This window comes from Actinomadura luteofluorescens (genome assembly GCF_013409365.1).
GTDB classification, from domain to species: Bacteria; Actinomycetota; Actinomycetes; order Streptosporangiales; family Streptosporangiaceae; genus Spirillospora; species Spirillospora luteofluorescens.
This window is the reverse complement of record NZ_JACCBA010000001.1, coordinates 5,880,991-5,893,422: the sequence shown is the minus strand read 5'-3', so window position 1 is coordinate 5,893,422 and position 12,432 is coordinate 5,880,991. Positions and strand designations below refer to the sequence as shown.

13 protein-coding genes are annotated in these 12,432 nt (G+C 70.2%); 10 read left to right on the top strand and 3 right to left on the bottom strand.

The annotated features are described in order from the left end of the window. The first annotated feature begins 17 nt into the window (after positions 1-17). The 6 genes from BJY14_RS27435 (at position 18) to BJY14_RS27410 (ending at position 4,432) form a co-directional block, all read left to right on the top strand. A complete protein-coding gene (locus BJY14_RS27435) occupies positions 18-455 on the top strand; it encodes a nuclear transport factor 2 family protein (RefSeq protein WP_312879429.1) in 438 nt (145 codons plus the stop codon). A gap of 219 nt (positions 456-674) precedes the next feature. Further along, entirely contained in the window at positions 675-2,426 is a 1,752-nt protein-coding gene (locus tag BJY14_RS27430; RefSeq protein WP_179846233.1) for a phospholipase D family protein, read from the top strand. Positions 2,427-2,554: 128 nt separating this feature from the next. Continuing rightward, positions 2,555-2,890 carry an ArsR/SmtB family transcription factor gene (locus tag BJY14_RS27425; protein ID WP_179846232.1) on the top strand — a complete coding sequence of 112 codons (336 nt, stop codon included), beginning with the start codon at positions 2,555-2,557 and terminating at the stop codon, positions 2,888-2,890. After that, positions 2,887-3,384, top strand: a complete 498-nt coding sequence (locus BJY14_RS27420; RefSeq protein WP_179846231.1) for an SRPBCC family protein — start codon at positions 2,887-2,889, stop codon at positions 3,382-3,384. Before BJY14_RS27425 ends, BJY14_RS27420 begins: the two co-directional genes overlap by 4 nt. Then, positions 3,381-3,794, top strand: coding sequence for a VOC family protein (locus BJY14_RS27415; RefSeq protein WP_179846230.1), 414 nt, complete (start codon positions 3,381-3,383; stop codon positions 3,792-3,794). Before BJY14_RS27420 ends, BJY14_RS27415 begins: the two co-directional genes overlap by 4 nt. 77 nt (positions 3,795-3,871) lie before the next feature. Then, positions 3,872-4,432, top strand: a complete 561-nt coding sequence (locus BJY14_RS27410; RefSeq protein ID WP_179849670.1) for a GNAT family N-acetyltransferase — start codon at positions 3,872-3,874, stop codon at positions 4,430-4,432. A gap of 32 nt (positions 4,433-4,464) precedes the next feature. On the opposite strand, the gene BJY14_RS27405 is transcribed toward BJY14_RS27410, so the two are convergent. Next, positions 4,465-5,580, bottom strand: coding sequence for a glycoside hydrolase family 25 protein (locus BJY14_RS27405; RefSeq protein ID WP_179846229.1), 1,116 nt, complete (start codon positions 5,578-5,580; stop codon positions 4,465-4,467). Between the two features lie 231 nt (positions 5,581-5,811). Between BJY14_RS27405 and BJY14_RS27400 the strand changes: the two genes are divergently transcribed. Together BJY14_RS27400 and BJY14_RS27395 are read left to right on the top strand one after the other, a co-directional pair. Continuing rightward, on the top strand, positions 5,812-6,654 hold the full coding sequence (locus BJY14_RS27400; RefSeq protein WP_179846228.1) for a helix-turn-helix domain-containing protein: 843 nt from the start codon (positions 5,812-5,814) through the stop codon (positions 6,652-6,654). A 75-nt stretch (positions 6,655-6,729) separates the two neighbouring features. Beyond that, positions 6,730-7,341 carry a dihydrofolate reductase family protein gene (locus tag BJY14_RS27395; RefSeq protein ID WP_179846227.1) on the top strand — a complete coding sequence of 204 codons (612 nt, stop codon included), beginning with the start codon at positions 6,730-6,732 and terminating at the stop codon, positions 7,339-7,341. Between the two features lie 5 nt (positions 7,342-7,346). On the opposite strand, the gene BJY14_RS27390 is transcribed toward BJY14_RS27395, so the two are convergent. Together BJY14_RS27390 and BJY14_RS27385 are read right to left on the bottom strand one after the other, a co-directional pair. Further along, a complete protein-coding gene (locus tag BJY14_RS27390) occupies positions 7,347-8,687 on the bottom strand; it encodes a serine/threonine-protein kinase (protein WP_179846226.1) in 1,341 nt (446 codons plus the stop codon). Positions 8,688-8,768: 81 nt separating this feature from the next. Continuing rightward, positions 8,769-9,203 (bottom strand): NUDIX domain-containing protein, encoded by a 435-nt coding sequence (locus BJY14_RS27385; protein ID WP_179846225.1) that lies wholly within the window; start codon positions 9,201-9,203, stop codon positions 8,769-8,771. A 177-nt stretch (positions 9,204-9,380) separates the two neighbouring features. On the opposite strand from BJY14_RS27385, the gene BJY14_RS27380 reads away from it, so the two are divergent. Beyond that, on the top strand, positions 9,381-10,361 hold the full coding sequence (locus BJY14_RS27380) for a right-handed parallel beta-helix repeat-containing protein (protein ID WP_218905603.1): 981 nt from the start codon (positions 9,381-9,383) through the stop codon (positions 10,359-10,361). A 32-nt stretch (positions 10,362-10,393) separates the two neighbouring features. Continuing rightward, the gene (locus BJY14_RS27375) at positions 10,394-12,421 is read left to right on the top strand and encodes an AAA family ATPase (RefSeq protein WP_179846223.1); all 2,028 of its coding nucleotides are present in this window, start codon (positions 10,394-10,396) and stop codon (positions 12,419-12,421) included. The last annotated feature ends 11 nt before the right edge of the window (positions 12,422-12,432 follow it).

The window sequence follows — 12,432 nt, the reverse complement described above, 5'->3', positions numbered from 1 at the left end:
AACGAGAACACGTTACAGTGGATGCCATCGCCTGGGACGCCCCCGACGCCGACCACCCGGCCCGCCGCGCCGCCCGCGCCTCCATGACCGCCGTCGCCGAGGGCCGCAAGGACGACTGGCTGGCCCTGTTCGCCCCGGACGCCCTCATCGAGGACCCGGTCGGCCCGTCCTTCCTCGACCCGGAGGGCGCCGGCCACCGCGGCCCGGACGGCATCGAGAAGTTCTGGGACTCCTTCATCTCGACGATCGCCGCCTTCCGCTTCCGCGTCGCCGACTCCTTCGCCAACGGCCCCTGCTGCGCCAACGTCGCGACGATCACGACCACGACCCCCGACGGCGCCGCGATGACCATCGACTGCGTCCTCATCTACACGGTGGACGCCACCGGCAAGATCACATCCCTGCGCGCCCACTGGGAACCCGACCGCGCCATGTCCACCCTCACCACCCCCTGATCCGGCGGGGCCCGGGCTCGGACCGGGCGTGCGCGGCGACGCGATCGCGCTCCTGGGCCATGACCTGCCGGAAAAGTCACCGGCAGGCGTGCAGTTGCCTGTCCAATCTCGGTCAGTCTTGTGCGTTGAATGTCACCCTTTTGCGCATTCTGGCGGATGGTTCCGCGGCCTTACCGTCAGGGCTCTTCCTCGGAGGGGACCGGGGAGAAGGGGGCTCGGATGAATCCTTCATCGAAACCACAGGCTCTGATCGGCAAGTACCTGGTGCGCGAGACCGACCGGACGAATTGGGGTGACGGGGAGCACGCGCCGCAGCAGAACTTCCTCAGCGACCTGTCCGGAAACGCGGTCGACCACTTCGTCAACGGGGTGGCGTACTTCAAGGCGCTGGAAGATGAGATCGAGGCGTTGCGCAGGTCCACCGCGAACGGCCGGTACCTCTACCTGACGGCATGGTGGCTCGGCCTGGCCCACCTGCCGCCCGACACCGAGATCCAGCCGTTCGGAGAGCTCGGCAACGCCGTCCTCCAGCAGTTCCCGGTCCTGAAGGACTACGCCCGGCCGGTGCGGGTCGGCGCGGAGTACCCGCCGCTGACGCTCCCGAGCGGCACACTGTTCTCCCGGCACCTGGAGGAACTCCACAAATCCGGCGTCGACGTGCGGATCCTCGCCTGGGTGTCGCCGTTCGGCGCCCGGTACGCCATTCCCGAGCTCGGCGGGATCCGCATCGTGAACGCGCAGACCCTGCTCAGCGTCGCGGAGATGCGCAGCCGCTTCGGCGAGCAGGGCGCCGGCAAGGTGATGCTCAACCTGACCGCGCACCCGCTGGGCGCGGTGCACTGCAAGCTGGTGGTGGCCGGCGACCAGACGTCCACGCGCGCGTTCACGGGCGGCATCGACCCCGTCATGGACCGGACGTCCCCGGCCTGGCACGACCTCGCGGTACGGGTCACCGGGCCCGCGGCCGCCGCGGTCCACCGCTTCTTCCAGCAGATGTGGGCCGAGAACCTCAAGCTGCCCGTCGAGAGCTTCACGGTCGACCGCCACCCGATCGAGTCACGGCTCAAGACGGCCACGCCGGTCCCCGACCCGCCGAAACCGCCGGACGGCAACGGCACCGGCGCCCACGTCCAGGTGCTCCGGACGGTGCCGCAGATGCGGTTCTCCTCGTCCGGCCCTGAGTGGCTCTACGACAAGAACTCGGTGGTACGCGCGCTCATCACCGCCGGCGTCGGCTTCAGGAAGGCACCGATCAGCTTCGCGCCCGACGGCCTCTTCGAGTTCAAGCTGGCGCTGCAGAAGGCGATCGGCCAGGCCGAGAAGTACATCTTCATCGCCGACCAGGCCTTCAGCAGCCAGGAGATCATGGGCTGGATCAACGCCCGGATGCTGGCGAAACCGGACCTCAAGGTGATCCTGCTGCACGGCGGCGATCCCACCGACCCGCCGAGCGGGGACATGCCCGAGGCGGTCAACCATCACCTGGTCCCGCGCCTCCCGCAGCTCCTGCTGGGCAGCCGCAGCGGTCTGCAGAACCTGGAGATGTACGGCTGGCCCGGCACGACCGTGCACTGCAAGGTGACGATCATCGACGACGTCTTCTGCGTCGTGGGGTCGGCGAACGCGATGCGGCGCAGCCTCTACACCGACACCGAGCTGTCCGTCGCCGTCCTGGACGCCACGGGCACCGGCCTCGTCCGCCGCCTGCGCCGCGACCTGTGGGCCAAGTACTGCGGGATGCACCTGCCGTCGGAGCTGCTGTTGTCCGGCGCCGTCGACCACGGCTACGACGAGCTCCTCGACCTCGACAACGCGCTGTCCGTGTGGTCGGAGAGCTGGCCCGGCACGCTCCCGGCCAACGTCAAGCTGCTGCCCGGGATCAGGGGCTTCCAGCTGCCGATGCCGGTGACCCGCCCGTACTCGCAGGAGGAGCACGACCGCAGAGACGCCGACTCGCGCAAGACCCTCTGAGCGACCGTACCGGGGGCGTCCGGCATGCGGGCGCCCCCGGCGGGCATGCCCCTGACACGGCCCCTCGCTTGACAGGCCGCGGCGTCCACGGATAGAAAACCAACTGGTTATATAACCGGAGGTTCTCTGTGGACACCGCCACCCTGGACACGACGTTCGCCGCTCTGGCCGATCCGACGAGGCGGGCGATCCTGAGCCGGCTCACCCAGGGCGACGCGTCCGTGGGCGAGCTGGCCGCGCCGTTCGCCATGAGCCAGCCCGCCGTGTCCAAGCACCTGCGCGTCCTGGAACGCGCCGGCCTGGTCTCGCGCGGCCGGGACGCGCAGCGGCGGCCGTGCAGTCTTGAGGCCCGTCCCCTCCGGGAGGCCCTGGACTGGCTCGCCGACTTCCGCGAGTACTGGGAGGAGAGCTACCAGCGGCTCGACGAGCTGCTCGCAAGGCTCGAAGAGCAGGACGAATCGTGACGGCGTGGCCGCCCCGCGGGGCGGGCCTCGCGGTCAGCACGCCGTCCGGTACCGAGATCCTGCTCAGCAGGACGTTCGACGCGCCCCGCCGCCGGGTGTTCGACGCGTTCACCCGTCCGGAACTGCTCAGGCAGTGGCACGGCGCGCGCGGCTGGCGGCTCGCCGTCTGCGAGATCGACCTGCGCCCCGGCGGCGCCTGGCGTTTCGTCTCCCGCGGCCCGGGCGGCGCCGAGATGGGCTACGGCGGCGTCTTCTTCGAGGTGGACGCGCCCGCGAGGCTGGTGCAGAGCGAGGTCCGCGACGGCTGGGAGGCCGGCGAGGCCCTGGTCACCACCGTCTTCGACGAGCGGGACGGCCGCACCGCCATGGCCGTCACCGTTCGCTACCCCACCCGCGAGATACGCGACGGCGTGCTCCGCAGCCCGATGAGACGCGGCGCGGGCCAGTCCTACGACCGACTCGACGACCTGCTTTCGAAAGGACACCGCACATGACCGAGTCCCAGACCCCGGTGCTGCCCGTGCGCCCGGGGATGCTCCTGCTCGAACTCGTCCCGGTACCCGTCCGCGACATCGACCGGGCCAAGGACTTCTACACCGGTCTCGGCTTCAACGCCGACGTCGACGTGCGCCCGGCGGACGGCGTCCGGTACGTCCAGCTCACACCGCCAGGCTCGGCCTGCTCGATCGCGCTGACGGAGGGCCTGCCGGGAATGGACATGCCGGTCGGGACGCAGCGCGGCCTGCACCTCGTCGTCAGCGACATCGAGCAGGCCAGGTCCGACCTCATCGGGCGCGGCGCGGACGTGGCCCCGGTCGAGGACATGGGCGGCGTCTTCTACGCCCGTTTCGCCGACCCGGACGGCAACACCTGGACCCTCCAGCACATGCCCTGGCGCCCCTGAGTTCCGCGGCGCCGGGCGCCCCGCTCCCATGAGAGGATCCAGCGCAGTCTGTGCTGGTCCTGACCGTGGAGGCGTGGATGTACGCGGTGTCCCTTGGTGACGACGGCGCGGAGTTGCGTCCGCTCGAACCATGGCAGGCCGGGGAGTTCCTGGCCCATATCGACCGGGGACGAGAGTTCATCGGCCAGTACGTCGGGCTTCCGGACCGCGTCACGGACCTGGACTCCAGCCGCGCGCACCTCCAGGGGTACGCCGACAAAGCCGCAGCCGACAAGGGACGCATCTACGGCATATGGGCCGAGGGCCGGCTGGTAGGCGGGGTGCTCTTCGTGACGATGGACGTCGGGCAGGGCACGGCCGAGGCCGGCTGCTGGCTGGAGCCGTCGGCGGCGGGCAGGGGCCTGGTGACGAGGGCGGTGCGCGCCATCATCGACTGGGCCGTCGAAGAGCGCGGCATCCACCGCGTGGAGTGGCACGTCTCGACCGCCAACCAGCCCAGCATCGCCGTCGCCAGGCGGCTCGGAATGACGAAGGAGGGCACCCTGCGGGAGAGCTACCTCTACCGCGGAAAACGGCAGGACATGGAAGTCTGGTCGGTGCTCGCCCCCGAATGGCGAGAAGCCAAGCAAACGTCCTAGTACCGCTCTCGGCGAGCCGCCTGGCCCGCCGTTCAGCCGCGGTCCTGGGCTATCGTCCAGCGGCCGGACGTCGCACGGGGCACGGGACGGGTTCCCGGGTCGCCTCCTGAGGGGAACACGGCGATCGCGACGTACACGTGCTGGCCCTTGCTGAGCCCCTTGGGCATGGCACCGGTGACGTACTGGGCGCCGCTGGTGGCCAGGGCGTCGGCGCGGGTCTCGGTCCACACCCCCGCCGACTGGCCGTCCTCCCAGTCGTGCACCTCGAACCGCATCTGGTACTCGTCGCCGACGCCCATTCCCTCGACGCCGACGATGGCGGTGATGTCCGCCCACGTCGAGAGCGGAGCGACGTAGCCGGGATAGCCGTCGGGATGGTCCTTGTCCGGCTCGGAGTGGGAGCCGGCCGGGTCGGCGTGGGTGACGTCCCAGTTGAGGACGGTGAACTTCCCCCACGCCAGAGCCTGCGTCCTGGACTTGCCGTAACTGCTGCGGATGGGCACTTCGTCCTCCTCGTGTGACCCGAGGGCCAGCGCCTTCAACTCCGCGACCGAGCCGCGGAAGGCGTTGACGTCGCAGTGGCCCGTGATGCCCGGCACCGAGCCGCTGGACGAGTACTGCAGGATCGAGATCGGCTCCCCGCCGTACGGGGTCCAGAACGAGGCGGGGACCTTCCGGTAGAGAGCGGTCGGGGAGCCGGAGCCGGAGACGTACCGGGACTCCCAGATCGTGTCGAAGAAGCCGAGATCGGGCCGGCCGTGCTCCTCCCAGTACCAGCGCGGGAAGTAGCCGATGACGGGGTGGCCGCCCGTGCGGCTCTTCACCTCGGCCACCCATGCCCGGGCGGTGGGCGCGTCGGCACCGGACGCTTCGACGTCGAGCGCGACGGCGACACCGGACAGCTCGCCGGCCTTGTCGAGGAAGTAGCGGGCTTGCGCGGCGCCGTTGCCGCCGTGAAGGAAGTGGTAGGCGCCCGGCACGAAGTCGCCGCCGAGCCCGAGCATCCCGGAACGGTTGTGGCTCCAGGTCGGGTTCACGTAATCCGTCGATTCGCTGACCTTGGAGAAGGCGAACCGGATCCCCGAATCGTAGACGCGCCGCCAGTCTGGCCTGCCCTCGTAACTCGCCACGTCGACCCCGTACAGCACGGTGGTCTCCCTCCTGAGGCACTGAGACCACCAAGGGGCGATACCAAGTGCCGCCATAGAGAGACGCTACGGCGAGCGGACCCGCAGATACTCTCCCCGATACGGTAGGAAATCATCGCGGAACAGAATGTAACGACCCTCGCCGCGGGCGGCGCCGGTACCCGCTGACGCGCCGTCCCTCCGCGAAGCGGGCCCTCCTCGGAGCGGGCCCTACTCGGCCACACTGAGGCCATGGAATACCTCGGCCGGGTGCCCGCCCCGCCGCTCGACCGGTTCATCGACGACATCTACTGCCTGTCCGGGGTGCCGCGCCACCGCCGGATGAACGTGCCGCCGATGCCGTCCGCGCACCTGTTCATCAACCTGGGCGAGCCGGCCCGCCTGCTGGATTCCGACCCTTCGGTTCCGTCGGAGGTGTTCGCCGACGGGTGGTTCATGGGGCTGTGGACCCGGCGTTTCCTCGTCGAGTACCCCACGCGCGTCCGCCTGGTCGGAGTGCACTTCAAGCCTTGGGGCCTGTCGCCGTTCGTCGACATGCCCGTGGCCGAACTGCGGGACCGGTGGGTGCCGGTCGACGCCGTCTGGCAACGTTCGCTGGACCGGATCCGCAACCAGGTCGGCGAGGTCGCATCGGCCGCCGAAGCGCTGCGGATCGTGGAGGAGGAGCTGCTAGCACGCCTCGCCGAGGCGCCCGCGCGGGGCCTCGGCCTGGTCCGGCACACCGGCGTGCGTCTGGAGACGTCCCACGGCGCTGTCCCTGTCGGCGCCCTGGCAGATGCCGCCGGAGTGAGCGGCAATCACCTGGCCGTGCAGTTCAAGTCCCATGTCGGGGTCACCCCGAAGCGGGTGGCGCGTATCTACCGCTTCGCCCGGCTGATCCTTTCCGTGGACGCGCTGCGCCCGGTCGACTGGTCGGATCTCGCCCACATGGCGGGCTACTTCGACCACGCCCACTTCAGCAGGGAGTTCAAGGACTTCACCGGCCACACCCCGACGGAGTACCTGGCCCTGCGGCGCCGGTTCCCCGCCGAGGCGGGGTTCCCTCCGGACAGCGGCCCGATGCCCGCCGATTGATTTCTTACATGCCCGGCCCCTCCCGGGAACGACAAGATCGAGGGCGAGGACGCAAGGAGACCCGAGGGGGGACCCGTGAGCACGGTGATCATGCACAGCGTGATGTCGGTCGACGGCTTCATCGCCGACGAGAACGACGAGGTCGGAACGCTCCACGACTGGTACTTCGACGGGGACGTCCCGATCGGCGGAGGCGGCGGCGATGAGTACGACCACTCCGGGACGGGAGGCGGCGTCCGGGTCTCGAAGGCGTCGGCGGAGTACGTCCGGTCGACATGGGAGCAGATCGGCACGATCGTGATGGGCCGCACCCTGTTCGACCTGGTGAACGGCTGGGAGGGCCGGCCGCCCACGGGCGACCACGTGGTCGTGGTGTCCCACCGGCCCAAGCCCGAGGGCTGGCACCCCGAGGCGTCGTACCACTTCGTCGACGACGTGACGGCCGCGATCGGCAAGGCCCGGGAACTGGCCGGGGACCGCAGCGTCGCCGTGAACGCCGGCGACGTGGGCGGCCAGATCCTCGCGGCCGGTCTCGTGGACGAGGTGGCGATGGACGTCGTGCCGGTGGTGTTCGGGTCGGGCAAGCGCTTCTTCGGCCGCGTCGACCGGCAGCACCTGCTGGAGGACCCCCACGTGGTCATCCAGGGCGAACGGGTCCTGCACCTCAGGTACAAGGTGCGCCGCTAGGCAGGTCAGTCGACCGGCGCGAGACACAGGTTCTTGGCCAGCCCCCTCGGGTCCACGCCGAGGAACGTCTTGACCATCGCGCTGCTGTTCCAGCCCGAGTAGTGCTTGCAGCCGTGGGTGGGATCCGTCCGATCGGGGTCGTCGGGGTCGTCGGCGGTCTGGCCGACGACCCGGTAGGCCGTGCCCTTGGCGAATCGAAGGCCGCACGGCGTCCGGTACCAGTCCCCCTGCTTCGTGCCGAACGCGAAGTCGGAGGAGCCGGAGAGGTAAACGCAGTCGCCGATCGTCGCGCCGGAAGCCGGCCGCCCGTAGACCTGGCGGCCGATGAGCATGACCAGGACGAGCAGGGCCGCGGCCACCGCGACCACCGCGGCCGTCCGGTGGACGATCGAAGCCCGGCTCCACCACGACGCCTTGGCACCGATCCGTGTGCGGCCGTCGTTCGATTCGGCTTCGGCGGGCGGCCGGCGGACCTTGGTGACCGTCGAACGCTCGGCCGGGCCCGAGTCCCGGAGGCCCGGGCGTTCCGGCCCGGTGGCGCGCGCGAGCAGAACCCGCGCCTCGGAGATCGTCGGACGCTCGGCCGGGTCCTTGGCCAGGAGGCGGGTGATGAGCCCGGCGAGCTTCCCTGCGCGCCTCGGCGGTGCCGGAGGGTCGCTGATGACGGCCTTGAGCGTGGCGGAGGTGGTGTCGCGGCGGAACGGGGAGACGCCTTCCACCGCGTGGTAGAGCGTCGCGCCGAGGGAGAACAGGTCGGAGGCGGGGTCGCCGTTCCCGTCGATGCGTTCCGGCGCCATGTACTCCAGCGACCCGATGAACGCGCCGGTCGCGGTGAGCGTGGTGTCAGCGTGATGGATCGCGATGCCGAAGTCGGTGAGGACGGCGTCCCCGTCACCGGTGAGCAGCACGTTGGCCGGTTTCACGTCCCGATGGACGATCCCGACGCGATGCGCCGTGTCCAGCGCGTCCAGCAGGCCGGCGGCGACGCGCGCGGCCGCGGCGACCGGCAGGGGTCCGGACAGCGCGATCCGGTCGTGCAGCGAGTGCCCGTCGACGAGCTGCATGACGATCCAGGGGAGGCCGTCCTCGACCACGACGTCGTGCACGCTGACGATGTTCGGATGGTCGCGCAGCCGGGCGGCGTTGCGCGCCTCGCGGGTGGCGCGCGCGATCCGTTCGGTCAGCTCGGCGGCGGGCGGCCGCATCTCCTTGACCGCCACGTCGAGCCCGAGGGCGGTGTCGTGGGCCTTCCAGACGAGCCCGAACCCGCCTCGCCCCAGCGTCCCGATCAGCCGGTACCGCCCACCGACCAGCCGTCCGGGGGCCGCCTCCGGTGCACTTGTCACACCGGCGAACCTACCGACGCCCTCAACACTCGTACAAGAATGTTCTTCTGCCGTCGCGGGCCTTCCGGCAGGGCCCCGGCCTCACAGACCGATGTTGCTCTTGGCGCCCATGTAGGAGCCGGCGCCGGGGAATCCGGCCCTGGCGAGGTCGGCGAACCGCTCGCCGAAACCGAGCGACGCCAGGTCAGCCAGGCGCACGAACTCGACCCCGCGGATCGGACGTGAGTCCGCCGTCCCGGGCACGACTCCGACCGTTCCACCCGTGCGGCGCACCTCGAAGGTGATGTGCAGGACATGCACGTCACCACGGATGTGGTCGCATACGTACAACAGCCGGCCGACCTCGACGTCGGCGCCCGTCTCCTCCCGCATCTCCCGGACCAGCGCGTCGGCCAGCGGCTCGGACGCCTCCACCTTGCCGCCCGGCAAGGACCACGACCGTCCGGTGTCGGTGTCCTGGTCGAGCAGCAGGATGCGCTCGTCCTCGATGACGATCCCGGTGACCCGTATGTCCACGCGGGCAACCTATCGGGCCGCGGAAGCGGCGGGGGCGCCGGCCGTCCGGCACGAGCGGCACGGCTCGTGATCCGAACCAATGGCGAGTCACCGGCGTCCAGTTCAGAGGCGAGGATTGCCGAAGCGGGAACGGGCCTCGCCATGGCACCATTGCGGTGATTCATGAGGAGGTTCGGGGTGCATCGTCTGGTCGTGTCACTGACCTCCCCCGGGGCGTATCGGACGGTACTCGAAGCGCTGAAGGCGCCGCTGCCGTCGGGTGCACCCCCTGGACGGCACATCTTGATCGAGCCGGGCTCGTATCCGAACACGGGATTCCGCAGTACGGGCGACTTCGTCATGACCGCCGTGGAGGGGCTCGGCTCGGTGACGCTGGACGGTCGCACCGTCGGCACGATCGAGGTCACGGGCAAGGTGACGTTGCAGGGCCTGATCGTCCGGAACTGGAGCGACAAGGGCCTGGCCCTGGAGGCCGCCGAAGGCACCATCGTGGCGGAGCGGTGCGAGTTCATGACCAAGGGCTCCCTCGCCGTGCGGGCGTCGAAGGGCGCGAACCTCACCTTGCGGGACTGCGAGGTCCAGGACGGCGCGGTCGTGTACAGCGCCTCGTCGGGGGTCATGGAAGGCACCACCGTCACCGGGACGAGCGGCAACGCGGTGGCACTCCGCAGCGGCAGCACGGTGACCCTCCGGTCGTGCCAGGTCAGGGACGCGGGCGGGGACGGCATCTGGGTGACCGAGGGCGCCAAGCCGCAGATCGAGCGGTGCACGGTCAGCAACCCGGCCAACGCGGGCATCAGGGTCGACGACCGTGCGGAGGCGACGATCCGCGACTGCGAGATCGACGGCTCGGACAAGGAGACCGAGAAGGCGTCCCTGTTCGTGACGACCAAGGGCGTCGCGCTCGCGGAGGACTGCCGTCTCGTGCGCCCCGGGTTCGACGGGGTGTGGGTGACGGCCGGCGGCTCGCTGATCGCCCGGCGGATCAAGATGACCTCGCCGCGGCGGATCGGCACGGTGGTGCAGAAGGGCAGGGCGCTTCTGGAGGACTGCGAGGTCGTCGGCGCGGCCTCCAGCGGCTTCTACCTCTCCGACAAGGCGGACGTCACGGTCGTCCGGGGGCGGGTCGCCGATGCGGGAGGTCCGGCGTCGGGCTGAAGGGCGGCGATCCCCGCGTCCTGCTGGACGGCATGACGATCACCGGCAGCAAGCTCTCCGGCGTGAACGTGGAACCGGAGGGCCACCTCACCCTCCGCGGCTGCACGCTGGCCGGCAACCACAGCCGGGGCGTCCTCGCCAGCCTCGGGGCGAGCGTGGAGATCGAGGACCTGACGAGCGTCGGCAACGCAAGGCCCGACCTGTTCGACTTCGATTTCGCCGCCGCGACCGCCAAGGCCGAGAAGCAGGCGCCGGCCGAGCCCAAGAGCAAGGAACCGGCCGAGCCCGCGAGTAAGAAGCCCGCAGAGCCCGCGAGCCAGAAGCCCGCAGAGCCCGTCAGCCATGCGCCCGCGGAGCCCAAGGCCGCGCCGCCCGCGCCGAAGAAGGTCGGCGGGCCGTCGGCGGACGTGCTGCTGGCCGAGTTGGACGCGATGATCGGTCTGGCCGGGGTCAAGCGTGAGATCCGCATTCTGGCGAAAGTGCAGAAGGTGGCCGAGCAGCGGCGGTTGGCGGGCCTGCCGCCGGGTTCGGCGAAGGGCCGGCACATGGTCTTCGCGGGCCCGCCCGGCACTGGTAAGACCACCGTGGCGCGGCTGTACGGCGGCATCCTCGCAGCGCTGGGTGTGGTGGAGAAGGGCCAGGTGGTCGAGGTCAGCCGGGCCGATCTGGTGTCGGAGAACATCGGCGGGACGGCGCTGCGCACGACCGAGGTGTTCGACCGGGCTCGCGGCGGTGTGCTGTTCATCGACGAGGCCTACACGCTGTCGCGCAAGGCGACCGGCACCGACTTCGGTCAGGAGGCCATCGACACCCTGGTGAAGCTGATGGAGGACCACCGCGACGAGGTCGTGGTGATCGCTGCCGGATACTCGGCGGAGATGCGCGAGTTCCTGTCCGCCAACCCGGGGTTGAGTTCGCGGTTCTCCCGGACGGTGGAGTTCGAGAACTACAGCCCCGCCGAACTCGTCCAGATCGTCGGAACACAGGCCGACAAGGACGGCTACCAGCTAGCGGACAGCGCACGGCAAGCACTCTTGGCGCACTTCACGTCCATGAAGCGCGACGCCTCGTTCGGCAACGGCCGCGCCGCACGCCGCGTCTTCGAAGCGGCGGTGGAACGGCAGGCACAACGCCTGGCCGACATGGAAGAACTGCCCTCCGGCGAGGAACTGTCCCGGCTGATCGCCGAAGACCTCGACGTCGACACCGGCCTGGCCGCCCGGTTCGGAGAGGCCCGCGACCCCGACCAGGTCACCGCCCTGCTGGCGCGGCTGGCGGCGATGACCGGACTGGACGAGGTCAAACGCGACATCCGCGACCTGCTCGACCTCATCGCCTCGGCCCGGCGCCGCCGCGCCGCCGGACTCGAAGCCGAACCCTTCACCGGCCACCTGATCTTCGCCGGCCCCCCCGGCACCGGCAAGACCACCGTCGCACGCCTCTACGGAGAACTCCTCACCGCCCTGGGCGTCCTGGCACAAGGCCAGGTCGTCGAAGCCGCACGCCTCGACCTGGTCGGACAGTACGTCGGACACACCGCACAGAAGACCAGCGAGGTCTTCGAACGCGCCCGCGGCGGCGTCCTGTTCATCGACGAGGCCTACACGCTGTCGCGCCAGGCCGGATCAGGCAACGACTTCGGGCAGGAGGCCATCGACACCCTCGTCAAACTCATGGAGGACCACCGCGACGAGATCATCGTCATCGCGGCCGGATACACCTCGGAGATGAAGGGGTTCCTGGCCACCAACCCGGGCCTGGCGTCGCGTTTCGCGCGCACCCTCACCTTCTCCCCCTACGAGGTCGACGGCCTGGTCTCGATCTTCCTGGGCAAGGCCAAGACGGCCGACTACCGCGTCCCGGAACCCACCCAGCAGGCCCTCACCACCTACCTGGCGGCCAACCGCGACCGATTCCAGGTGGGCAACGGACGCGAGATCGACAAACTCTTCCGTTCCGCGGTGACCGCCCACGCCCGCCGCACCGAACAACTCGCCAACACCGGCGCCGAACTCACCACCGAACAACTCACCACCCTCCTCCCCGAAGACATCATCTAGAGGCCCCAACC